The organism is Caballeronia sp. Lep1P3 (assembly GCF_022879595.1).
In the GTDB taxonomy this organism is placed as follows: Bacteria; Pseudomonadota; Gammaproteobacteria; order Burkholderiales; family Burkholderiaceae; genus Caballeronia.
In genome coordinates, this window is sequence record NZ_CP084265.1 from 1,625,468 (window position 1) to 1,649,396 (window position 23,929).

General features: G+C 64.0%; 21 protein-coding genes. 13 read left to right on the plus strand and 8 right to left on the minus strand.

All coding sequences use genetic code 11. The annotated features are described in order from the left end of the window. The first annotated feature begins 24 nt into the window (after positions 1–24). Entirely contained in the window at positions 25–1,026 is a 1,002-nt protein-coding gene (locus LDZ27_RS07620) for a threonine/serine dehydratase (protein ID WP_244813526.1), read from the plus strand. Positions 1,027–1,081: 55 nt separating this feature from the next. Here the strand turns inward: LDZ27_RS07620 and LDZ27_RS07625 are convergent, their stop codons facing one another. The 4 genes from LDZ27_RS07625 to LDZ27_RS07640 form a co-directional block, all read right to left on the minus strand. Then, a complete protein-coding gene (locus LDZ27_RS07625; RefSeq protein WP_244816077.1) occupies positions 1,082–1,900 on the minus strand; it encodes an ABC transporter permease subunit in 819 nt (272 codons plus the stop codon). Next, on the minus strand, positions 1,900–2,808 hold the full coding sequence (locus LDZ27_RS07630; RefSeq protein WP_244813527.1) for an ABC transporter permease subunit: 909 nt from the start codon (positions 2,806–2,808) through the stop codon (positions 1,900–1,902). The genes LDZ27_RS07625 and LDZ27_RS07630 overlap by 1 nt, the downstream gene beginning before the upstream one ends. Continuing rightward, positions 2,805–3,977 (minus strand): ABC transporter ATP-binding protein, encoded by a 1,173-nt coding sequence (locus LDZ27_RS07635; RefSeq protein WP_244813528.1) that lies wholly within the window; start codon positions 3,975–3,977, stop codon positions 2,805–2,807. The genes LDZ27_RS07630 and LDZ27_RS07635 overlap by 4 nt, the downstream gene beginning before the upstream one ends. A gap of 120 nt (positions 3,978–4,097) precedes the next feature. Next, positions 4,098–5,201, minus strand: coding sequence for a polyamine ABC transporter substrate-binding protein (locus LDZ27_RS07640; protein WP_244813529.1), 1,104 nt, complete (start codon positions 5,199–5,201; stop codon positions 4,098–4,100). A gap of 515 nt (positions 5,202–5,716) precedes the next feature. On the opposite strand from LDZ27_RS07640, the gene LDZ27_RS07645 reads away from it, so the two are divergent. From LDZ27_RS07645 to LDZ27_RS07655, 3 genes are all read left to right on the plus strand, one after another. Further along, the gene (locus tag LDZ27_RS07645) at positions 5,717–7,051 is read left to right on the plus strand and encodes an Nramp family divalent metal transporter (protein WP_244813530.1); all 1,335 of its coding nucleotides are present in this window, start codon (positions 5,717–5,719) and stop codon (positions 7,049–7,051) included. A gap of 200 nt (positions 7,052–7,251) precedes the next feature. Beyond that, positions 7,252–8,454 carry a phospholipase A gene (locus LDZ27_RS07650; RefSeq protein WP_244816078.1) on the plus strand — a complete coding sequence of 401 codons (1,203 nt, stop codon included), beginning with the start codon at positions 7,252–7,254 and terminating at the stop codon, positions 8,452–8,454. 52 nt (positions 8,455–8,506) lie between these two features. Beyond that, complete coding sequence (locus tag LDZ27_RS07655) at positions 8,507–8,710, plus strand: DUF1289 domain-containing protein (protein ID WP_244813531.1); 204 nt, start codon at positions 8,507–8,509, stop codon at positions 8,708–8,710. A gap of 72 nt (positions 8,711–8,782) precedes the next feature. On the opposite strand, the gene LDZ27_RS07660 is transcribed toward LDZ27_RS07655, so the two are convergent. From LDZ27_RS07660 to LDZ27_RS07675, 4 genes are all read right to left on the minus strand, one after another. Next, positions 8,783–10,375 (minus strand): ABC-F family ATPase, encoded by a 1,593-nt coding sequence (locus tag LDZ27_RS07660; RefSeq protein WP_244813532.1) that lies wholly within the window; start codon positions 10,373–10,375, stop codon positions 8,783–8,785. Between the two features lie 214 nt (positions 10,376–10,589). Then, the gene (gene thrC, locus LDZ27_RS07665; RefSeq protein WP_244813533.1) at positions 10,590–12,035 is read right to left on the minus strand and encodes a threonine synthase; all 1,446 of its coding nucleotides are present in this window, start codon (positions 12,033–12,035) and stop codon (positions 10,590–10,592) included. A 15-nt stretch (positions 12,036–12,050) separates the two neighbouring features. Further along, positions 12,051–13,367, minus strand: a complete 1,317-nt coding sequence (locus LDZ27_RS07670) for a homoserine dehydrogenase (protein WP_244813534.1) — start codon at positions 13,365–13,367, stop codon at positions 12,051–12,053. Positions 13,368–13,391: 24 nt separating this feature from the next. Continuing rightward, entirely contained in the window at positions 13,392–14,630 is a 1,239-nt protein-coding gene (locus tag LDZ27_RS07675; RefSeq protein WP_244813535.1) for a pyridoxal phosphate-dependent aminotransferase, read from the minus strand. Positions 14,631–15,152: 522 nt separating this feature from the next. Here LDZ27_RS07675 and LDZ27_RS07680 point away from each other — a divergent pair. The 9 genes from LDZ27_RS07680 (at position 15,153) to LDZ27_RS07720 (ending at position 23,764) form a co-directional block, all read left to right on the plus strand. After that, a complete protein-coding gene (locus LDZ27_RS07680) occupies positions 15,153–15,527 on the plus strand; it encodes an Mth938-like domain-containing protein (protein WP_244813536.1) in 375 nt (124 codons plus the stop codon). A 366-nt stretch (positions 15,528–15,893) separates the two neighbouring features. Next, the gene (locus LDZ27_RS07685; protein ID WP_244813537.1) at positions 15,894–17,567 is read left to right on the plus strand and encodes a glycosyltransferase family 39 protein; all 1,674 of its coding nucleotides are present in this window, start codon (positions 15,894–15,896) and stop codon (positions 17,565–17,567) included. Positions 17,568–17,667: 100 nt separating this feature from the next. Then, on the plus strand, positions 17,668–18,039 hold the full coding sequence (locus LDZ27_RS07690; protein WP_244813538.1) for an SMR family transporter: 372 nt from the start codon (positions 17,668–17,670) through the stop codon (positions 18,037–18,039). Positions 18,040–18,073: 34 nt separating this feature from the next. Next, the gene (locus LDZ27_RS07695) at positions 18,074–19,243 is read left to right on the plus strand and encodes a DegT/DnrJ/EryC1/StrS aminotransferase family protein (protein WP_244813539.1); all 1,170 of its coding nucleotides are present in this window, start codon (positions 18,074–18,076) and stop codon (positions 19,241–19,243) included. Between the two features lie 16 nt (positions 19,244–19,259). Next, on the plus strand, positions 19,260–20,300 hold the full coding sequence (locus LDZ27_RS07700) for a glycosyltransferase (protein WP_244813540.1): 1,041 nt from the start codon (positions 19,260–19,262) through the stop codon (positions 20,298–20,300). After that, positions 20,297–21,283, plus strand: coding sequence for a formyltransferase (locus LDZ27_RS07705; protein WP_244813541.1), 987 nt, complete (start codon positions 20,297–20,299; stop codon positions 21,281–21,283). The genes LDZ27_RS07700 and LDZ27_RS07705 overlap by 4 nt, the downstream gene beginning before the upstream one ends. Then, positions 21,280–22,335: a bifunctional UDP-4-keto-pentose/UDP-xylose synthase gene (locus tag LDZ27_RS07710; protein ID WP_244813542.1), complete on the plus strand. Its 1,056-nt coding sequence runs from the start codon at positions 21,280–21,282 to the stop codon at positions 22,333–22,335. The genes LDZ27_RS07705 and LDZ27_RS07710 overlap by 4 nt, the downstream gene beginning before the upstream one ends. A gap of 9 nt (positions 22,336–22,344) precedes the next feature. Beyond that, positions 22,345–23,241 carry a polysaccharide deacetylase family protein gene (locus tag LDZ27_RS07715; RefSeq protein WP_244813543.1) on the plus strand — a complete coding sequence of 299 codons (897 nt, stop codon included), beginning with the start codon at positions 22,345–22,347 and terminating at the stop codon, positions 23,239–23,241. Between the two features lie 61 nt (positions 23,242–23,302). After that, positions 23,303–23,764, plus strand: coding sequence for a peroxiredoxin (locus LDZ27_RS07720; protein WP_244813544.1), 462 nt, complete (start codon positions 23,303–23,305; stop codon positions 23,762–23,764). The last annotated feature ends 165 nt before the right edge of the window (positions 23,765–23,929 follow it).

A 23,929-nucleotide genomic window follows, 5' to 3' on the forward strand; every position in this document is an offset into this window, starting at 1 on the left:
CTTCATCGAAACGCACCGCACGCCATGTCCACAGCCACGCATTCCGACAATACGATCGACGGCACGCCCATTCCCACGCTCGACGACATCGCCGAGCAGCACATGGCCCTGACGCCGTGGGTCGCGCGCACGCCGGTTTTCGAGCGGCACGACTTTCCGGGGCTGGAAGGCACGCCCGTCACGTTCAAGTTCGAACTGCTGCAGGCAAGCGGCACATTCAAGGCGCGCGGCGCGTTCTCCAATCTGCTCGCGCTCACCGAGAGCGAGCGCGCGGCGGGCGTCACGTGTGTCTCGGCGGGCAATCACGCGGTCGCGGTCGCGTATGCGGCGCAGCGCATGGGAGTCGGCGCGAAGGTCGTCATCATCAAGACCGCGAATCCGGCGCGCGTCGCGCTCTGCCAGCGCTTCGGCGCGGAGATCGTGTTCGCGGAGAACGTCGCGGAAGCCTTCGACGTCGTGCGGCGCGTCGAGGCGGAAGAAGGACGCGTGTTCATCCATCCGTTCAACGGCTATCGCACGGTGCTCGGCACGGCGACGCTCGGCTACGAGTGGACATCGCAGGCGCCGGACCTCGATGCGGTGATCCTGCCGATCGGCGGCGGCGGGCTGGCAGCGGGCGTATCGACCGCGATGCGTCTTGCGAATCCGTCGCTGCATGTTTATGGCGTCGAGCCGGCGGGATCGGATGCCATGAGCCGCAGCTTCGCGGCGAACCATACGGTCAAGATGGGCGCGATGCAAAGCATCGCCGATTCCCTGATGGCGCCGCATACCGAGCAGTACAGCTACGAGCTGTGCCGCCGGCATATCGATGAAGTCGTCACCGTGTCGGACAGCGAGTTGCGCAACGGCATGCGCCAGTTGTTCAGCGAGCTGAAGCTCGCGGTCGAGCCGGCATGCGCGGCGGCCACCGCCGCCCTGCTCGGCCCGTTGCGCGAGCGCTTGCAGGACAAGCGCGTAGGCGTGCTGCTTTGCGGGACGAACACGGACGCCGACACGTTCGCGAGGCACATCGCAACGCCTTAATAGCAAAGCGGCCCCTCTTGGGGCCGCTTTGCGCTTCCGCGAACCAGCAAAGTGGTCACATGACGGCCGCGAGCCGCCGCCGCTCGCTTCGTTGCATGAAGTAATTCGCCGCGATCACTCCAGCCGTCACCAGTGCGATGAAGAGCGTCGCGAGCGCATTCATCTCTGGATTGAGTCCCAGCCGCACGCGCGAAAATACGACGAGCGGCAGCGTCGTCGATCCCGGCCCGGAGAGAAACGCCGAGAGCACGAGATCGTCGATCGACAGCGTGAACGAGAGCAGCCAACCCGCCACCAGCGCCTGAGAAATGAGCGGCAGCATGATCGAGAAGAACACGCGCAGCGGCGTCGCGCCGAGATCGAGCGCGGCTTCCTCGAGCGACGGATTCAGCTCCCGCACGCGCGATTCCACGATGATCGCGACATACGAAATGCACAGCATCACGTGCCCGATCCAGATCGTGAACAGCCCGCGACCCGCCGGCCAGCCGATCAATTTCGCCATCTCGACGAAGAGCAGCAGCAGCGAAATGCCCTGGATGACTTCGGGAATCACGAGCGGCGCGTTGATCATGCCGGTATAGAGCGTGAAGCCGCGAAAGCGTCCCATGCGCGCGAGCACGAAGCCCGCCCACGTTCCGATCACGACCGACGCGCACGCCGTCAGAAACGCGATGCGCAGCGAGAGCCACGCAGCGTTGATGAGTTCGTCGTCGGACCAGAGCGCGCGGTACCACTTCAGCGAAAACTCGGTCCACACGGTGACGAGCGGCGAGTCGTTGAACGAATACACGACGAGGCTGATGATCGGGATATACAGAAACGCAAACCCTATTCCGAGCGATGTGATTTGCAGCGAACGGCTCGGCTTGATCATCGATTCTGCTCCAGTTGCTTCGCCTGAAAGTGCTGAAATAGCGCCATCGGCACGAGCAGCAACAGGACCATCGCGCACGTGACGGCGGAGGCCATCGGCCAGTCGGCGTTGTCAAAGAATTCGTTCCACATGACGCGGCCGATCATGAGCGTATCGGCGCCGCCGAGCAGTTCCGGAATCACGTACTCGCCCACCGCCGGAATGAATACGAGCAGACATCCCGCGATGATGCCGTTCTTCGATAGCGGCAGCGTGATCTGCACGAACGCTTTGAACGGCTTCGCGCCGAGGTCGTAGGCGGCTTCGAGCAGCGTCAGGTCCATCTTGACGAGGTGCGCATAGAGCGGCATCACGAGAAACGGCAAATACGAATACACCATGCCGATATACACCGCGATATTCGTGTGATAAAGCTCGATCGGCGTATGAATGAGGCCGATGGACATCAAGAAATTATTTAGCAATCCGTTGTTTTTCAGAATGCCGATCCACGCATAGACGCGGATCAGAAACGATGTCCAGAATGGCAGCATCACGGCCATCATCAACAAATTGCGTGTCGCCGGGTTCGACCGTGCGATGTAATACGCCATCGGATAGCCGATCAGGAGGCACAGCACCGTCGAGACCGCCGCGACCAGCAGCGAATTCATGTAGGTCGCGAAGTAGAGGCTATCGGTCAGAAGAAACGCGTAATGCGAGAAATCGAGCGCGATGTTCATCACGCCCTCCTTCATCGCGACGAGTTCCGTGTACGGCGGAATCCCGAGCTGGCTGTCCGCGAAACTGATCTTCACCACGAGCAGGAACGGCACGGCGAACAGCAGCAACAGCCAGAGATACGGCCCGGCGATGACCGCCGTGCGGCCGCTCACGTTCAGGCGCCTGAGCAGATTCGTCATCATGACGTCAGGACGACGCCCGCCGACGCGCTCCATCGCACGTAGACTTCATCGTCGAATGTGGGCGAATCGAGTTCGCCGAGCGCGAGGCTCGACAGGTTCGCGACCACCGTCTTGCCGCTATCGAGCGTCACGTGATAAAGCGTATAGCCGCCCATATACGCGATGTTCGTGATCTTGCCGCGCCCCCAGTTGAACGCGCCTTCGGGCGGCTTGCGCGTGAGCGCGATGCGCTCCGGCCGCACGGAGATCGTCACCGGCATGCCGAGCGGCCCGGTGATGCCGTGGCTCACATAGAGACGCACGGGCAACTCCGCCGATTCGACGAATATGTGATCCGGTTCGTCCTCGACCACATTGCCATCGAAGAGATTCGTCGAGCCGATGAACTGCGCCGAAAAGCGGCTGTTCGGGTACTCGTACACCTCATGCGGCGTGCCGATCTGCACGATGCGCCCTTCGCTCATCACCGCGAGGCGATTGGCCATCGTCATCGCTTCTTCCTGATCGTGCGTGACCATGATGCAGGTGACGCCGACCTGATCGAGAATATTGACCAGTTCCATCTGCGTGCGCTGGCGGATCTGCTTGTCGAGCGCGGACATCGGCTCGTCGAGCAACAGCAGCTTCGGGCGCTTGACGAGACTGCGCGCGAGCGCGACGCGCTGCTGCTGACCGCCGGAAAGCTGATGCGGCTTGCGCTTTGCGTATTGCGCCATCTGCACGAGCTTGAGCGCATCATGCACGCGGTCTTTGAGCTCGCCGCCGCGCACGCCTTCCTGCTTCAGCCCGAATGCGACATTCGACTCCACGCTCATGTGCGGAAAAAGCGCGTAGGACTGGAACATCATGTTGACCGGCCGGCTGTACGGCGGCATCTTCGCGAGGTCGACGCCTTCGATCAGAATTTGCCCTTCGGTCACGGATTCAAGCCCCGCGAGCATGCGCAGGAGCGTCGACTTTCCGCAGCCGGAACTGCCGAGCAGCGCGAAAAGCTCACCCTTCTTCACCGACAGATCGACGCCCCGAACGGCCACCGTCTCGCCGAATTTCTTGACGACATTCACGATCTGCACGAAGTTCTCGTCCGTGCCCGAACCCGATGCCGACGTGCCCGGCTGCGGCCGGCCCCATTGTGGCGCTGCCTTCAACGCGCTCGACTGCTCACTCATGATTGCCTGTTCGACTCCTGCATCTGTCGTTCGCGGGTCCGTCCGCGCGGGACGGATCACGAACAAAGCCCCCGGAAATCCGAGGGCTTCGTCATTTCAATGAATAACCGGCTTCGCCACTTAGCGGCCGGACTTGAACTCGGTCCACAGCCGCGTCTGCAGGCGCTGGATCTCGGGCGGCAAGGGCTTCAGCAGGAACAGCGTCTTGATGACGTCCTGCGGCGGATACACGGCGGGATCGTTCGCCACGTCCTTGTCCACGTACTTGCGCGCTTCAAGGTTCGCGCTCGGGTAGTAGACCGCGTTCGTGATCGCGGCGTGCACTTGCGGCGTCTCGATGTAGTTGATCCACTCGTGCGCCGCGTCCTTGTCCTTCGCGTCCTTCGGAATCGCCATCACGTCGAACCAGACGGGCGCGCCGCCCTTCGGAATGTAGTACTCGATCTTGAACGGCTTCTTCGCTTCGACGGCGCGGTGCTTCGCGATGACCACGTCGCCCGACCACCCGTAGGTAAAGCAGATGTCGCCGCCGACCATGTCGTTGATGTAGCCCGACGAGTTGAACTGCGTGATGTACGGGCGAATCTTCTTGAGCATCGCGAGCGCCTCGCGATAATCCGCCGGGTTCGTGCTCATCGGATCCTTGCCGATATAGTGCAGCGCGGCGGCGAACATCTGGTCCGGCGCGTCGAGCACGGAAACGCCGCAGGCCTTCAGCTTCGAGATGTTCTCCGGCTTGAAGAGAATGTCCCAGTTGCTCAGGTCCGCGTTCGCGCCGAGAATCTGCTTCGCCTTGTCGACGTTGTAGCCGAGACCGGTCGTGCCATACGCCCAGGGCACGACATATTTGTTGCCGGGGTCCGCGCCCGCGACGAGCTGCATCAGCGCCGGATCGAGATACTTGAGATTGGGGAGCTTCGATTTGTCGAGCGGCGCGAAGATGTTCGCGGCGATCTGCTTGCCGGCGTAATTGCTCGTCGGCACGACGATGTCGTAGCCCGAATTGCCCGTCAGCAGCTTCGCTTGCAGCGTGTCGTCGCTGTCGTAGTTGTCGTACTTCACCTTGATGCCGGTCTGCTTGGTGAAGTTGGGAATCGTGTCCTTGGCGATGTAGTCCGACCAGTTGTACACGTTGAGTTGCGTATCCTTCGCGGATGCCGCAAGCGGGATCAGCGTCGTCGCGCATGCGAGCGCGCCCGCGAGCTTCGCCAGTTTCTTGTTCATCTCCATTCTCCCTTGTTCCGACTTCTCGACGGCGTTGCGCCGCGCGGTTCCGATGTTGCCGATGATGTGCAAAGGGCCCGCGACTCCCTTCAAAAACCCGAAAACTACCACTAAACCGAAGTGCGACAAAAAATAATGCGCCGCCTGTCGCGCAAAGCACACGGGGCAAGCGTTTGGCAGACGCCCGCGCGCTATGCCGCGCCCCCGAAAGTGCGCGCATTTTAGCCCCTAATCGGCCCCGGCGGCACGTCGACAAGACCATTCGTCGAAGTGAGACGCCGTCCGCGCCCCGCACGGCGATCTCGTCTTCCAAAGCGGCCGTGCGTGCAGAAATGCCGGCGCGCGCAGGCCGCGGACAGGCAGCGGAACGGTCGTTGCTAACCCTTTCGGGGTGCGTCGCGACAAGCGCGTCGCCGCTATCGCATCCCGCCTGGGATTTTCACGCACGCTGCCAGTGGCGGCCTCGGGACCCGCCCGGGCGCGCCGTTGCACCGATCTTCGAGGCCAACGTCCGCATGAACACCAACCCCTCGGCGCTTGCCGAACTTTCCGCCTCGAAGTCCGGCGAACCGTCCCGCTCCAGGCCTCACGGGCGCCTTCCCCGCCCGCCGGGCGGCCGCCGCTGGTACTCGTTCGCTGGAGCGGGCGCGCTCGTCGCGGTCGGCTACATGGACCCCGGCAACTGGGCGACGGCGCTTTCGAGCGGCGCGCGCTATGGCTATCAGTTGCTCTTCGTCGTGCTGCTCGCGAGCCTGATGGGGATGCTGCTGCAATGGGTTGCCTCACGCGTGGGCGTCGTCACCGGACGCGATCTCGCGCAACTGTGCCGCGAGCGCTACAGCCGCCGCACGACGCTCGTGCTGTGGCTCGCGTGCGAAGTCGCGATCATCGCGTGCGACGTGGCGGAAGTCGTCGGCAGCGCGGTGGCGTTGCAGATGCTCTTCGGCGTCTCGCTGACGGCGGGCGTGCTGATGTCGGCGGTCGGCACCTTCGCGATGCTCGCGCTGCAAAGCCGCGGCAAGCGGCCGTTGCAGCGCGCCGTGACGGCGCTGATCCTGTTCGTGAGTTTCTGCTTCGTCGTGCAACTCGCGCTCGCGCATCCGGACTGGGGCGACGCGCTCGCCGGCTTCGCTCCGCCGCGCGCGCTGCTGCGCGACGTCGGCATGCTGTGGCTCGCGGCCGGCGTGCTTGGCGCGACCGTGATGCCGCACAACCTTTATCTGCACTCGTCGCTCGTGCGCGATCACGCGCCCTCGCGCGACGACGACGCCATCGGCGAGGCGCTCAAGGGCGTCAATATCGATACGTTCGCGTCGCTCGGGCTTGCGTTCGTCGTCAATGCGTCGCTGCTGGTGGTCGCGGCGGCCGTGTTCCATGCGGCCGGTCACGCCGAAATCAACGATCTCGCCGACGCGCACCGGCTCATCGCGCCGCTCGTCGGCAGCCACTGGGCGGGCATCGCATTCGCGACGGCCCTGCTCGCGTGCGGGCTGAACGCGACGGTCACCGGCACGCTCGCCGGCCAGGCCGTGATGGAGGGCTTTTTGCAACTGAAGGTGGCGCGCTGGGCGCGGGCGCTGCTCACGCGGGGTCTTGCAATCGGTCCGGCGCTCGTGGCCGTCGCGAGTTTCGGGCAGCATGGCTCGAATGCGCTGCTCGTCGCGACGCAGGTCGTCCTGAGCCTGCAACTGCCGCTCGCGGTGATTCCGCTCGTGCGCTTCGCCGCCGATGCCCGGCTGATGGGCCGCTGGCGCATCGCGCGCCTGCCGCTCGGACTCGCGTGGGGATGCGCGGGCGTCATCGTCGCGCTGAACGTCGCGCTTCTGTCGCAGGCGGCAACGGGTCATTGAGGGCGGGCGACGCTGGGCGGATCGGGCGGGTCGGGCCGCAGCGGGTTAGGATCGAACCTTTGTTCGCATCGCCCCCACGCGCGCGGCGGTGCTCCCGTCTCTACCAAAAGGACGCCGATTACATGGCTCAAGGCCCGCGATCGCTCTTGTTCTCGCTCGTTCGCATCCACACGCGCACCCGGCGCCTGCGCGCGGCGCTGATGCTTGCACTCTTCTCGAGCGCCGCAGCGCACGCGACTGTCGCCGTGCTGCAACCGGCGCGCGAGGCGGCCGCCGCGCAACCGCTCGACCTGACGCTCCTCTACACCGACGACGACACCGCGCCGCTCACCGTCGACGTGCCGAAGCAGTTGACCGTGAACCTCACGAACGGCGATCTCCCGCCCGCCCCGCTGACGCTGCAACGCGATCCGGCAACGCCCGATCGCCTGCAGCTCGCGCCGGGCCAGTACCGCCGTGTGCGCTATGCGGCGCCGTGGCCCGCGTCGGCGCGCGGAACGGTGAAGATCGATCCGGTCGGCTTCGACGCTTCGCCGATGCTCGTCACGCTCAACCGCGGCGAGAACCAGACGCAGATCGCCGCAGCCGAAGCCCGAGAGACGCAGGCGGCCACGCCGACGCAACTCGCAAGCGCGACGGCCGCCGCGGACACGGCCGCCGTGCCGACGACGACCATCGACACCATGCTTTCCGGGCGCTTCTCGACGTTCGAGCCGATCTATTTCGCCGACGGCAGGAACGGCGACAACCTCGCGAAGTTCCAGTTCAGCTTCAAGTACCGGCTGCATCTGCCCGACGATCCGCGCTCGCGCGGCTTTCTCGACAACCTGTATTTCGCCTACACGCAAACGTCGATCTGGAATCTTTCCGCGCCCTCCGCGCCGTTTCGCGATACGAGCTACCAGCCGCAGCTTTTCTATTACGTGCAGGACACCGGCTGGAAGAGCCCGCTTTTCACGCGCATGGGCGTGGCCGCGGGCATCGGGCATGAATCGAACGGCAGGAGCGGCGCTGAGTCGCGCGCGATCAACATCGCGTTCGTGCGGCCGACGTGGGATTTCGGCGACCTCGGCGGCAATCACCTGACGCTCTCGCCGAAGTTCTATTACTACCTTTCGAAAAGCGGGAACGAGGACATCGCGGACTATCGCGGCTACGTCGACTTCCTCGTGAAGTACGGCAGCCCCGACGCCTGGCAGCTTGCCACGACACTGCGCAAGGGCACGAAGCACTGGTACGGCAGCGTCGATACGCAACTCACCTATCCGCTTGCGAAGCTGATCGGCAGCGCGTGGGGCGGCTATCTGTGGGTCGGCTACTTCAACGGCTACGGCGAGGACATTCTCGACTACAACCAGCGGCATCACTGGATTGCGCGAATCGGCTACAGTATTGCCCGCTGAACCTTTCCACGATTGCCCGTCCGCGCGCGCCGGCGCGTTTCAAGTGAACGCTATGTCTTCGAATCTGCACGACCTTCCCGACAGCCCTTGCATCGGCGTCTGTTCCACGCTTTTCGACGAAGTCTGCAAAGGCTGCGGCCGCACGGCGGGCGAAGTCTCGAACTGGGTCTTCCTGACCGACGACGAAAAGCGCGCGATCTGGGAACGCATCACGCGCGAAGGCACGGCCATGCGCTTTCGCAACGACAGGCTATAGGCGAAAAGCTCGCCAAACGAAAAAAAGCCGCACACCCGTGCGGCTTCCTCATGACGGCGACGGCGCGCCGGATTACTGAATTCCCTGACTCGACAGAAAATCCTCGTAATTTCCGCCGAAGTCGCGCAGCGAGCCATCGGTTTTCACTTCGATGATCCGGTCCGCCAGCCCGCTCACGAACTCGCGGTCGTGCGATACGAAAATCAGCGTGCCTTCGAACTTCTCCAGCGCGATCTGCAGCGACTCGATGGACTCCATGTCCATGTGATTGGTCGGCTCGTCCATCAGCAGGACGTTGTGACGGCCGAGCATCAGCTTGCCCCAGATCATGCGGCCCTTCTCGCCGCCGGACAGCACCTTGACGTTCTTCCTGATGTCGTCCGCGTTGAAAAGCAGACGCCCGAGCGTGCCGCGCACCATCTGGTCGTCGTCGCCTTCCTGACGATATTGATCGACCCACTCGGTCAGCGTTTCGTCCTTCGGAAACTCTTCGTAAGTGTCCTGCGGCATATAACCGACGTTCGCGTTCTCCGCCCACTTGACCGAACCGCCGTCCAGTTGCAGCGCGCCCTTGAGCGCCTTCAGCAGCGTGGTCTTGCCCGCGCCGTTCTCGCCGATGATCGCGATGCGTTCGCCCGGCTGCACGCTCAGGCTGAAGTTCTGGAAGATCGTGCGGTCGTATTTCTTGGTGATGCCCTCGGCCACCACCGCGATGTTATGCAGCTTCTTCTCGTACTCGAAGCGAATGAACGGGTTCTGACGCGACGACGGCTTGAATTCCTCGATCTTGATCTTGTCGATCATCTTGAGGCGGCTGGTTGCCTGACGCGCCTTCGACTTGTTCGCCGAGAAGCGGCGCACGAAGTCCTGCAGATCGGCCACGCGCTCCTTCGCCTTCGCGTTGGCGGCCTGCTGGCGCTCGCGCGCCTGCGTGCTGGCGAGCATGTAGTCGTCGTAGTTGCCCGGATACACCTTCAGCGTGCCGTAATCCATGTCCGCCATGTGCGTGCAGACCTGGTTCAGGAAGTGCCGATCATGCGAGATGATGATCATCGTCGAGTTGTACTGGTTCAGCACGTCTTCCAGCCAACGGATCGAGTTGATGTCGAGGTTGTTGGTCGGCTCGTCGAGCAGCAACACGTCCGGCTTCGAGAACAGCGCCTGCGCGAGCAGCACGCGCAGCTTCCAGCCGGGCGCGACGTTGCTCATCGGCCCGTTGTGATCGGCGATATTGATGCCGATGCCCAGCAGCAGCTCGCCCGCGCGCGCTTCGGCGGTGTAGCCGTCGTATTCCGCGAACTTCGCTTCGAGTTCCGCGGCGCGCATGTAGTCGTCGTCGGTCGCGTCGGGGTTCGCGTAGATCGCGTCGCGCTCGGTCATCGCGGCCCACATTTCGGTGTGGCCCATCATGACGACGTCGAGCACGCGCATGTCTTCATACGCGAACTGATCCTGACGCAGCTTGCCCAGGCGCACGTTCGGCTCGAGCATGACATTGCCCGAACTCGGCTCCAGGTCGCCGCCGAGAATCTTCATGAACGTCGACTTGCCGCAGCCGTTCGCGCCGATCAGTCCATAGCGGTTTCCTTCGCCGAACTTGACCGAGATGTTCTCGAAGAGGGGCTTGGGCCCGAATTGCATGGTGATATTGGCGGTAGACAGCACGGCGCGTCCTTTTGATGTGTGTACGGCGAAAAACCTAGAATTTTAGCAGCTTTTGACGGCGGATTCGCCGTCCGGAACATGTCCCCGCCCGATGCGCGCGCGGCGCGCGGCAAAAATGTCCGCTGCGCCCGCTGCGAAGGGGCGCGCCCAAAGCGGCGCGGGGCGCGGCCCTTGTCAGGCCGCGCCCCGCGCGTCGCACACCCGGCGTTGCCGCTCAGGTGCGCTCGGCGATGTACGCCTTCACGACGGCCGCATCGGCAGGAACGATATCGAACCTTTGTGGCAGTTTTTCAAGTCCCACAAACGCGGCGGGCCGTTCCGGCTCGCGATCGAGCGCCTCGCGGATCGTCTCGCCGAATTTGATCGGCTGCGCGGTTTCGAGAACGATCATCGGCACGCCCGGCTTCAGGTTTTCGCGCGCGACCTTCACGCCGTCCGCCGTATGCGTGTCGATCATCGTGCCGTAGCGCTCGAACACGTCGCGGATGGTGTTCACGCGGTCGTCGTGACCGCTCTTGCCCGACACGAAGCCGAATTCCTTCACGCGCACGAAGTCGCCGCTCGCCGCGAGATCGAAGCCGCCCTTCTCCTCGACGTCGCGGAAAAGCTGCACGACGCGCGCTGGATCGCGCCCGAGCAGGTCGTAGACGAAGCGCTCGAAGTTCGACGCCTTCGAGATGTCCATGCTGGGACTCGTCGTGTGATACGTCTCCGCCGCGCCGCGCACGCGGTACACGCCGGTCTTGAAGAATTCGTCGAGCACGTCGTTTTCGTTCGTCGCGACGACGAGCTGCTCGATCGGCAGGCCCATCATGCGCGCGATATGTCCCGCGCAGACGTTGCCGAAGTTGCCCGATGGCACCGTGAACGACACGCGCTCGTCGTTGCTCTGCGTCGCGGCGAAATAGCCCTTGAAGTAATAGACGACCTGCGCCACCACGCGCGCCCAGTTGATCGAATTCACCGTGCCGATCTTGTGCGCGGCCTTGAACGCGTGATCGTTCGATACGGCCTTCACGATGTCCTGGCAGTGATCGAAATTGCCTTCCACGGCGAGATTGAAGATGTTCAGGTCCTGCAGCGAGAACATCTGCGCGGTCTGGAACGCGCTCATCTTCCGGTGCGGCGAAAGCATGAAGACGCGCACGCCGGTCTTGCCGCGCATCGCGTATTCGGCGGCGCTGCCCGTATCGCCCGATGTCGCGCCGAGAATGTTCAGCGTTTGTCCGTGCTTCGCGAGCGCGTACTCGAAGAGATTGCCGAGCAGTTGCATCGCCATGTCCTTGAAGGCGAGCGTCGGACCGTTCGACAGTTCCAGCAGCGAAAGCGGCGTGCCGTTCTCGACGCCGAGCGTCTTGAGCGGCGTGATCTGCACCGCGCTTTCCTCGTGGCGCACGTTGCTGTACACCTGCGCCGTGTACGTCTTGCGCGTGAGCGAGCGCAGATCGTCGGCGGGAATGTCGTCGCTGAACTTCGACAGCACTTCGAAGGCGAGGTCCGCATAGGACAGCGTGCGCCAGCGCGCGAGTTCGTCGGCGGATACGCGCGGATACTGCGCCGGCAGATACAGGCCGCCGTCCTTCGCGAGCCCGCCGAGCAGAATGTCCGAGAACGTGTGGCGCTCGTTGGAGCCCGCGCCGCGCGTCGAGATGTAGTTCATGATTCGCGTACCCGATTAATTGAGCGCTGCCATGCGCAGTTTCGTCACCTTCGACACGACCGTCGACAGCGCCTCGATCTCCGCGATAGCGGCATTCGCGTTCTTCTCGACGGTCTCGTGCGTGATGAGAATGATGTCGGTCTCGCCCTTGCCGCCGCCGTCGACCTGCTCGGATTCCTTCTGCAGCAGCGCGTCGATGGAAATGCCCTTGTCCGCGAGAATGCGCGTGATGTTCGCGAGCACGCCCGTCACGTCCGCTACGCGCAGGCGCAGGTAGTAGCCGCTCGTCACTTCCTCGATCGGAAGGATCGGCGTGTTCGACAGGCTCTCCGGCTGGAACGCCAGATGCGGCACGCGATGCTCCGGGTCGGCCGTATGCAGGCGCGTCACGTCGACGAGATCGGCGACGACCGCCGACGCCGTCGGCTCCGCGCCCGCGCCCTTGCCGTAGTAGAGCGTCGTGCCGACGGCATCGCCGATCACGACGACGGCGTTCATCGCGCCCTCGACGTTGGCGAGGAGCCGCTTTTCCGGCACGAGCGTCGGATGCGTGCGCAATTCGATGCCCTTTTCCGTGCGCCGCGCGATGCCGAGCAGCTTGATGCGATAGCCGAGCTCGCCCGCGTAGCGAATGTCGATGGCCGCGAGCTTGCTGATGCCTTCCACATACGCGCGATCGAACTGCACCGGCACGCCGAACGCGATCGCGCTCATGATCGTGACCTTGTGCGCGGCGTCGACGCCTTCGATGTCGAAGGTCGGATCGGCTTCCGCGTAACCGAGATCCTGCGCGCCCTTGAGCGCGGTCGCGAAGTCGATGCCGCGATCGCGCATCTCCGACAGAATGTAGTTCGTCGTGCCGTTGATGATGCCCGCAATCGCTTCGATGCGATTCGCCGTCAGCCCTTCGCGCAGCGCCTTGATGATCGGAATGCCGCCCGCCACCGCCGCTTCGAACGCCACCATCACGCCCTTTGCGCGCGCCGCTTCGAAAATCTCCGTGCCGTGCACGGCGAGCAGCGCCTTGTTCGCCGTCACGACATGCTTGCCGTTCGCGATCGCGCGCAGCACGAGTTCGCGTGCGAAGCCCGTGCCGCCGATCATTTCGCACACGATGTCGATGGAAGGATCGTCGACGACGGCGAGGAAGTCGTCGGTGATCGCGACGCCTTCGGCGGCTTGCGCTTTCGCCGGCGTGCGCACCGCGATGCGCGCGATCTCGATGCCGCGGCCCGCGCGTCGTTTGATTTCTTCCTGATTGCGGCGCAGCACCGTGAAGGTGCCGCTGCCGACCGTGCCGAAGCCCAAGAGTCCTACTTTGATCGGTTCCATACAGCGCGAGTCTTTAATGAGAGATTAAGCGGAGTGGCGTTTGCGATAGCCGTCGAGAAAGCGCGCGATGCGGTTGATCGAATCGGCCAGATCGTCGACGTTCGGCAGGAAAACCACGCGGAAGTGGTCCGCCGTCGGCCAGTTGAAGCCCGTGCCTTGAACGAGCAGCACGCGCTCCTCCAGCAGCAGGTCGGTGATGAACTGCTGGTCGTCGGCGATCGGATACATCTTCGGATCGAGCTTCGGGAACATGTAGAGCGCGGCCTGCGGCTTCACGCAACTGACGCCGGGAATGGCCGTCAGCATGTCGTAGGCGAGATCGCGCTGCTTGAAGAGCCGCCCGCCCGGCACGATGAGATCGTTGATGCTCTGATAGCCGCCGAGCGCGGTCTGGATCGCGTACTGGCCGGGCACGTTCGGGCACAGGCGCATCGACGCGAGAATGCCGAGGCCTTCCAGATAATCCTTGGCGCGGCGGCGGTTCTCTTCGATGAGGCCCGAAATGGCCATCCAGCCCGCGCGGTAGCCGCACGAGCGGTAGCTCTTCGACAGGCTGTTGAACGTGACCGTGATGACGTCTTCCGAGAGCGCGGCCATCGACGTGTGCGTCTTGCCGTCGTAGACGATCTTGTCGTACACCTCGTCCGCGAAAATGATGAGACCGTGCTCGCGCGCGATGCCGATGAGCTGCACCAGCAGTTCGTCCGAATACAGCGCGCCGGTCGGGTTATTCGGATTGATGACGACGAGCGCCTTCGTGTTGGGCGTGATCTTCGCGCGGATATCGTCCAGATCGGGCATCCACGCGTTGCTCTCGTCGCACATGTAATGGCGCGGCGTGCCCGCCGACAGGCTGACCGCAGCCGTCCAAAGCGGGTAATCCGGCGCGGGCAGCAGCACTTCGTCGCCGTCGTTCAGAAGCGCCTGCATCGCCATCACGATCAGTTCGGACGCGCCGTTGCCGATGAAGATGTCGTCCAGTTCGACGCCCGTCACGCCCTTTTCCTGCGTGTAATGCATGATCGCCTTGCGCGCCGCGAACACGCCTTTCGAATCCGAATAGCCCGAGGAGCCGGGCAGATTGCGGATCATGTCCTGAATGATCTCGTCGGGCGCCTCGAAGCCGAACGGCGCGAGGTTGCCGATATTGAGCTTGATGATGCGATGCCCTTCCTCTTCGAGGCGCTTCGCGTGTTCGAGCACGGGACCGCGAATGTCGTAGCAGACGTTCTGGAGCTTGTTGGATTTGAGAATCGGTTTCACGGCGGGCGGCTCTTTGATGGACGGTCGGTCGGGTTCGCTTTTTGCGCTTTCGTCGATGCACGCGGCATGCGCGACGGCGACTTGCGCCCGAGGCACAGGCGCGCGCCGCTTCGAAGCCGCGGTGCACCGCTCGAAAGTATCGACGAAAAGGCGCCGAACAGGCAAAACGGAGTGCTTCTGGTGGTGCGCAAACCGGCGCGCGTTCTGGATGGACGCGCATGCGGGCGCGGCGGGTGGCGCCGGGCCAGACGAAGGCGCCGACACTGCCGGCTTGGATTGCGTGTCGGCGGCGGCTTGTGGCGGCACGCGAGCGCAAAGGAACAAATGACGCAAGGACGCAGTGGGCGCATCCGGCCCCGAGCGAACCCGGCGGCCGGAAAGCTATAATTTACTGATTATGGCCCAGTTCCGCAATGCACCAAAGGGCGGCGGCTAAGCTGCTTTCGCAGGCGCTTCGGTCGCATCCTCGCCGCGCTGGGCTTTCGCTTTTCTTTCGCCCTCTTTTCTTGCCGGATCATCGTTTTGAAACTTCATCAGGAATCCAGCGGCGCGCTCAACACCATTACGAGCTACGGAGACGGCTTCGTGGCGATCAATCTGGAGCGGCACGAAGGCAGTGTCATCGTCATGCCGGATGCGCCCGTCGAAAGCTGGCCGGTTTCGTCGTTCGACGCCCTCACCCCCGAACACTTCGATGCGCTCGCGCAAGCCGCGCCCGAGGTCGTGATCTTCGGCAGCGGGTCGAAGCTGCGCTTTCCGCATCCCCGGCTGCTCGCGAATCTCGCGAAGCACCGCATCGGCGTGGAAACGATGGACTTCGGCGCCGCCTGCCGCACGTACAACATTCTGATGTCCGAAGGCCGGCGCGTCGCCGCGGCACTTTTGATCGAAGCGTGAACAAAACGGTAGCGCCGGAATCGGCTCGCGGATAAGCGTCCGATAAGGCGCGATGCGGCAGACTCGCGCGGGCTTCGACGGCGCCGAGCGCGCACGCCATGCGCCAAAGTGACGATTCTCGCGGGTCCTTGCGATACACTCCCGCCCGGCATGCGCCGCGCACACTGCCGGCGACGCGGTTTTGGTGCGCGCGGCGCTTTCTCCACCGGATGCGCGCCGCGTCGCGCCGCGAGAACTTGCGGCGCAATTTCGTGCCTGAGCATGCGGCACGGCGCGCGAGCCGCATCCCGAATGCGCGCGTCGCGCGCGTTCCGCCCATTTCGTTTCAATAGCGCCGCATACAGCGGCATCGGACAGGTCGACTTCATGAACGATACGCCTTCGCGGCTACCGCTCACACGTCTTTCGCTCATTCTTCTGATCCTCGCGCTCGCGATCGTCTGGTTCGCGCCGCTCGGCCTGCGCCATCTCGTGCCGAGCGACGAAGGACGCTACGCCGAGATGGCGCGCGAAATGTTCGTCACCGGCGACTGGATCACGCCGCGCTACAACGGCTACAAGTATTTCGAAAAGCCGCCGCTGCAGACGTGGGCCAATGCGCTCACGTTCGCGTGGTTCGGCATCGGCGAATGGCAGGCGCGGCTCTATACCGCGCTCACAGGCTTCGCGGGCGTGCTTCTCGTCGGCTATACGGGCAAGCGCGTGTTCAACGCGATGACCGGCTTCGCCGCCGCCGTGATCCTCGCGACGTGCCCGTACTGGAACCTGATGGGGCACTTCAACACGCTCGACATGGGCTTGTCCTTCTGGATGGAAGTGACGCTCTGCGCGCTTTTGCTCGCGCAGCGCCCGGGCGTCCCCGCCCGTCGAGTGCGCCTGTGGATGTGGGTCTGCTGGGCCGCGATGGGCGCCGCCGTCCTGTCGAAGGGCCTCGTCGGACTGATTCTGCCGGGCGCGGTGCTCGTCATCTATTCGCTCGTTTCGCGCGACTGGGCGCTGTGGAAGCGGCTTTATATCGGCAGCGGGCTGATCGTGTTCCTGGTCGTCACGGCGCCGTGGTTCGTGCTCGTGCAGATGAAAAACCCCGAGTTCTTCGACTTTTTCTTCGTCGTTCAGCAATTCAAGCGCTATCTGACGCCCGAGCAGAACCGGCCGGGAGCCTTCTATTACTTCGTGCCGGTGCTGGTCGTCGGCTTTCTGCCGTGGCTGTCGATCGCGTTTCAGAGCGTGCGCCACGGCATCAAGACGCCGCGCCAGCCGAACGGTTTCGCGCCGGTCACGATGCTGCTCGTCTGGTCGGCGTTCATCTTTCTGTTTTTCAGCGCGTCGCACTCGAAGCTCATCTCCTACGTGCTGCCGATTGCGCCCGCCATCGCGCTCGTGCTCGGCCTCTACCTGCCCTCGCTCACGCGTAATCAGTACCGCAAGCACCTGATCGGCTATGCGGTGTTCCTGATCGCCGCGGCGTTCGGCGCGGTCTTCCTCGGACGCGCGGGCAGCGCGAACACGCCGAACGCGCTTTACCGCGCGTTTCAGGTCTGGGTGTATGCGGGCATCGCGGTGGCGTTCGTCGTCACGATTCTCGCGTTGTGGCTGAACCGGCGCAGCGTGCTCGCGGGCGCGGCCGGTCTGGGCGCCGCGTGGCTGCTCCTCGGAACGATCGCGGGCACCGGCCACGACGTGTTCGGCACCGACAGCTCCGGCGTGAAGCTCGTGCCCGCCGTGAAGGCGGCGATGGCGAAACTCCCGCCCGACACGCCGTTCTACTCGGTCGCGAAGCTCGACCACACGATGCCTTTCTACCTCGGACGCACCATGACGATGGTTCAGGAAGCCGACGAGCTGAATTTCGGCGTGCACGCGGAACCGCAAAAATGGTTGCCGACCATCGACGACTGGATCAAGCGCTGGGACGCGGACCGCTACGCGCTTGCGCTGCTGCCGCCGTCGCGCTATGACGAGATGCTCGCGCGCCATGTTCCGATGCAGGTGATCGCGCGCGACGCGCGCCGCGTGATCGTCGAGAAGCCGCAGCCTTGACCATGCGCCGGGCGCGGGGCGCCGGGCGCCGCGCGCTGCGCTTCGCGCGCACGGCCGTTCGGCATCCGGCGACGAACCGAGTATCCTTATTTCCCAATCGATGAACCCGATTTCCCTCACTTGCATCGTCATCGGCGTATTGTTGAACGCGTGCGCCCAGTTGCTGCTCAAAGCGGGCGTGAACGCCGTCGGCCATTTCGATCTCACGACGGCGAACATTCTGCCGGTCGGTTTCAGAATCGCGACGCAGTGGCCGATCATCGGCGGGCTCGCGTGCTACGTCGTGAGCGTCGTCGTGTGGATCGTCGGGCTGTCGCGCGTCGACGTGTCGATCGCCTATCCGATGCTCTCGCTCGGCTACGTCGTCAACGCGTTCGCGGCATGGTATTTGTTCGGCGAAGTGCTGTCCGTGCAGCGGCTGGTCGGCATCGGCATCATTCTCGTCGGCGTGGCCGTGCTCGCGCGCGGCTGATCCCGTTTCATTCCACTTGTTAAGCAAAGACTCCATGACTCAGACCTCGCGGCCGTTCCTGCCTTTCGTCAAGCCTGAGATCGACGAGGAAACCATTCAGGGCGTCGTCGACGTGCTGCGCTCCGGCTGGATCACCACGGGACCGCAGAACCAGCAGTTCGAAGCGGAGTTGTCGGCCTACTTCGGCGGCCGGCCGGTGCGCGCGTTCAATTCCGGCACCTGCACGATGGAAATCGCGCTGCGCATCGCGGGCGTCGGTCCCGGCGACGAAGTCATCACCACGCCGATGACCTGGGTTTCCACCGCGAACGTGATTCTCGAAGTGGGCGCGACGCCGGTGTTCGTCGATATCGATCCGGCCACGCGCAACATGGACCTGAACTTGCTGGAACAGGCCATCACGCCGCGCACGAAAGCCGTGATCCCGGTGTATCTCGCGGGCCTGCCGGTGGACATGGACCGCCTGTACGACATCGCGCGCGCGCATAAGCTGCGCGTGATCGAGGATGCGGCGCAGGCTGTCGGAGCGAGCTGGCGCGGCAAACGCATCGGTTCGTTCGGCGATCTCGTGTCGATCAGCTTTCACGCGAACAAGAACGTGACGTCGATCGAAGGCGGCGCGCTCGTCATGAACAACGAAGAGGAAGCCGAACTCGCGCGCAAGTACCGGCTGCAAGGCATCACGCGCACGGGTTTCGACGGCATGGACTGCGACGTGCTGGGCGGCAAGTACAACCTGACCGATGTCGCCGCGCGCGTGGGTTTGGGCTCGCTGCGCAAGATCGAGTCGATCACGGAGCGCCGCCGCGAACTGGCGCGCCTCTACTTCGACGCGTTCGAAGGCGGCGCGGCGGTGCGGCTCGGCGTCGGCTTGCCGATGAAAAATTTCACCGACAGCAACTGGCACATGTTCCAGATCGCGCTGCCGCTCGAGAAACTCGCGCTCACGCGCGCCGAATTCATGGCCGAACTGAAGGAACGCGGCATCGGCAGCGGCGTGCACTATCCGGCGCTGCATCTGTTCACGCTTTACCGCGAGCGCGGATTCGGGGAAGGCATGTTCCCGCACGCGGAACGGTTCGGCGCGAGCACGGTGACGCTGCCGCTTTTCCCCAGCATGAGCGCGGACGATGTCGCGCACGTCGTGAAGTCCATCGACGAGATCTGCGAGCAGTTCGCACAGGAACACGGACACAACCGTTAAGGAAACGCACAGCCACATGAGTCATACGGAATTTCCGGCGAGTTCGCCCGAGGTCTCGGTCATCATCCCGGTGTACAACGAGGCCGACGGTCTCGCCGCTCTGTTCCAGCGCCTGTATCCGGCGCTCGATGCGCTGGGTGCGTCGTATGAAGTCATCTTCATCAACGACGGCAGCCGCGACAAATCCGCCGCCCTGCTCGCGCAACAGTTCCACGCGCGCCCCGACACCACGCGCGTGATTCTGCTCAACGGCAACTACGGCCAGCACATGGCGATTCTCGCGGGCTTCGAGCAGTCGCGCGGCGAGATCGTCGTCACGCTCGACGCCGATCTGCAAAATCCGCCCGAGGAAATCGGCAAGCTCGTCACGAAGATGCGCGAGGGCTACGACTACGTCGGCACCATTCGCCAGCAGCGCCAGGACAGCCTGTGGCGCCGAAAGGCGTCGCGGGCGATGAACCGGCTGCGCGAGCGCATCACGAAGATCAAGATGACGGACCAGGGCTGCATGCTGCGCGCCTACAGCCGCCACATCATCGATACGATCAACCGCTGCGGCGAAATCAACACGTTCATTCCGGCGCTCGCGTACACGTTCGCGCAGAACCCGATCGAGGTCGATGTCGCGCACGAAGAGCGCTTCGCGGGCGAATCGAAGTATTCGCTCTATAGCCTCATCCGCCTGAACTTCGATCTCGTCACCGGGTTTTCGGTCGTGCCGCTGCAATGGCTGTCGTTCATCGGCGTGATTCTGTCGGTCGGCTCGGCGGCCCTCTTCCTGCTGCTGCTGGTTCGCCGCTTCATGTTCGGCGCGGAAGTCCAGGGTGTGTTCACGCTCTTCGCCATTACGTTTTTCATGCTCGGCGTGATCATCTTCGCGCTCGGACTGCTCGGCGAGTACATCGGGCGCATTTATCAGCAGGTGCGCGCGCGGCCGCGCTATCTCGTGCAGACCATTCTCGAGCAGCGCGACGGCCTCTCGATCGCGAACCATCCGATGCAGGAAGCGATGCAGCCCATCGCGGCGGTCGTCAGCCGCGAGGGCAACGGTCGATGAAGCCGCGCGCCGTCGTCTTCGCCTATCACAACGTCGGCGTGCGCTGCCTGCAAGTGCTGCTCGCGCGCGGCGTCGAAGTCGCGCTCGTCGTCACGCACGAGGACAGCGCGAGCGAGAACATCTGGTTCGGCAGCGTCGCGCAGGTCGCGGCGGAACATGGCATCGAGGTCATCACGCCCGCCGATCCGAAATCGCCCGATGTGCACGAGGCCGTCGCGAAAGCCGCGCCCGACTTCATCTTCTCGTTCTATTACCGGCACATGCTGCCCGTCGCGCTGCTCGCGCTCGCGAAGCGCGGCGCGTACAACATGCACGGGTCGCTTTTGCCGAAGTACCGGGGCCGCGTGCCGACCAACTGGGCGGTGATCAACGGCGAAACCGAGACCGGCGCGACGCTGCACGAAATGGCGGAGAAGCCCGATGCAGGCGCCATCCTCGCGCAAACGCCCGTGCCGATTCTCCCCGACGACACCGCCGCGCAGGTCTTCGACAAAACGGTCGTGGCCGCCGAGCAGACGCTCTGGCGCGTGCTGCCCGCGCTGATCGCCGGCGAGGCGCCGCATCTGCCGAACGATCTCGCCGCCGGCAGCTATTACGGCGGGCGCAAGCCGGAAGACGGCCGCATCGACTGGACGCAGCCGGCAGCGCGCGTCTATAACCTCGTCCGCGCCGTGGCGCCGCCGTATCCTGGCGCGTTCACGGATATCGGCGAGCATCGGTTCATCGTGGCGCGTGCGCGTCTCGTGCCCGAAACCGGCGCGCCCCGCGTGCCGCTCGCCCTGCTCGCGCAATTGCGGAGTTTGCCGCCCGGCCTCACCGTGACGGATAATGCGCTGTTTGGCGTCTGCGGCGACGGCCGCGTGATCGCCGTGCACGAACTGCGCCATCGGCTGCTGGATGCCGCGTCCCGACCCGTGGGCGACGAGCACGCCATCGACATCGCCGAATTTGGCCGAATCATTCAATCCTCTCGTCATTCATGAAAAAAGTTCTGATCCTGGGCGTCAACGGCTTCATCGGCCATCACCTGTCCAAGCGCATCCTCGAAACCACCGACTGGGAAGTCTTCGGGATGGACATGCAAACCGATCGCCTGGGCGACCTCGCGAATCACGAGCGGATGCACTTCTTCGAAGGCGACATCACCATCAACAAGGAGTGGGTCGAGTATCACGTCAAGAAGTGCGACGTGATCCTGCCGCTCGTCGCCATCGCCACGCCCGCGACCTACGTGAAGCAGCCGCTGCGCGTGTTCGAACTGGACTTCGAAGCGAACCTGCCGATCGTGCGTTCGGCCGTGAAGTACGGCAAGCATCTGGTGTTTCCGTCGACCTCCGAGGTCTACGGCATGTGCACCGACGAGCAGTTCGACCCGGAAAACTCCACGCTCTCCTACGGCCCCATCAACAAGCCGCGCTGGATCTACGCGTGCTCGAAGCAACTGATGGACCGCGTGATCTGGGGCTACGGCATGGAAGGCCTCAACTTCACGCTCTTCCGTCCGTTCAACTGGATCGGGCCGGGCCTCGACTCCATCTACACGCCGAAGGAAGGCTCGTCGCGCGTGGTGACGCAGTTCCTCGGGCATATCGTGCGCGGCGAGAACATCAGTCTCGTCGATGGCGGCGCGCAGAAGCGCGCGTTCACCGATATCGACGACGGCATCGGCGCGCTGATGAAGATCATCGAAAACAAGGGCGGCGTCGCGACGGGCAAGATCTATAACATCGGCAATCCGGAGAACAACTTCTCCGTGCGCGAGCTCGCCAACATGATGCTCAAGCTCGCGGGGGAATTCCCCGAGTACGCGGACAGCGCGAAGAACGTTCAACTCGTCGAGACGTCGTCGGGCGCGTATTACGGCGCGGGTTATCAGGACGTGCAGAACCGCGTGCCGAAGATCGACAACACGATGCAGGAACTCGCCTGGGCGCCGCAAGCCACCATGGACGACGCGCTGCGCAAGATTTTCGAGGCGTATCGCGGGCATGTGGGTGAAGCGCGCAAGCTCGTCGAACAGGCCGACCAGGCATAAGGCGCCGGCGTGGCCCGCATCGTTCTCAAGATCGACGTCGATACGCTGCGCGGCACGCGTGAAGGCGTGCCGAACCTCGCACGCCTGCTCGACAAATACAGCGCTCGCGCCACGTTTTTGTTCAGCCTCGGCCCCGATCACACCGGCTGGGCGCTGCGGCGCGTGTTTCGCCCCGGCTTTCTGAAGAAAGTCTCGCGCACGTCCGTCGTCGAACACTACGGCGTGAAGACGCTGATGTACGGCGTGCTGCTGCCGGGGCCGGACATCGGCCGGCGCGGGGTGTCCGACATGCGCGCGATCCACGAAGCCGGCTTCGAATGCGGCATCCATACGTGGGATCACGTCTACTGGCAGGACAACGTCCGCTCGCGCGACCGCGCGTGGACCGTCGCGCAGATGCAGCAAAGCCATGCGCGCTTCATCGAAATCTTCGGCGCGCCGCCGCTCACGCACGGCGCGGCGGGCTGGCAGATGAACGACTACGCCTTCGAGCAGATCGACGCCTGGGGCATGCGTTATGCATCCGATGGACGCGGGCACGCGCCGTACATTCCGGTGCTCGATGGCCGCACGCTCGGTCACGTCCAGATGCCGACCACGCTGCCGACGCTCGACGAAGTCCTCGGCGTGGACGGCATCGACGTGAGCAATGTCGCGGCGCATCTCTTGCGTCACACGGCGAACAATCCGCGCGATCAGGTCTTCACGCTGCACGCGGAACTCGAAGGCCAGAAACTCGCGCCGGTGTTCGAGCAATTGCTCGCCGGCTGGCGCGCGCAGGGACACAGCTTCGCCACGATGGGCGACTATCATGCGTCGCTCGACCGTTCGGCGCTGCCTTCGTATCCGGTGACGTGGGGCGAGATTCCCGGCCGCGCCGGTGAATTGATCGTGCAGCCGGGCTGAAACTGCGTTCGAACGCGCGCCCAGCACCGATTCAGACAAGCCAACAACAGGAGAAACCTTCGTGCCAGTCGCAGTCGACCAGCCCGTTCCCGATTTCACCGCGCCCGCGACGGGTGGCGAGTTCACGCTTTCGAGCCTGCGCGGCAAGAAGGTCGTGCTCTTCTTCTATCCCAAGGACAACACGCCGGGCTGCACGACCGAGAGCCTCGGATTTCGCGACAACTACGAGCAATTCAGGGCGGCGGGCGCGGAAGTCGTCGGCATCTCGCGCGACAGCGTGAAGTCGCACGACAACTTCAAGGCGAAGCTGGAACTGCCCTACACGCTCGTCTCGGATGCCGACGAAGTCATCTGCTCACTCTTCGACGTCATCAAGAAGAAGAAGATGTACGGCAAGGAAGTGCGCGGCATCGAACGTTCCACCTTTCTGGTGGACGCCGACGGCGTGCTGCGCCGCGAGTTCCGCGGCATCAAGGTGCCGGGGCACGTCGAGGCCATCGTCGAGGCTGTACAAGCCATTTGAGGCACGCTATATTGGTTCGCAATGAGCGCCTGTCCACCCCATTCCCTTTGCCTTCGCGCGAGCCGCCGCGTGCCCATCGGCACGGTCGGCAGGGACCCGGGCTATGTGGAACGGGCAAGGCGCAGGCGCTCTGAAAGAGTAGTCAGCCGCTGGTTCCGGTAGCCG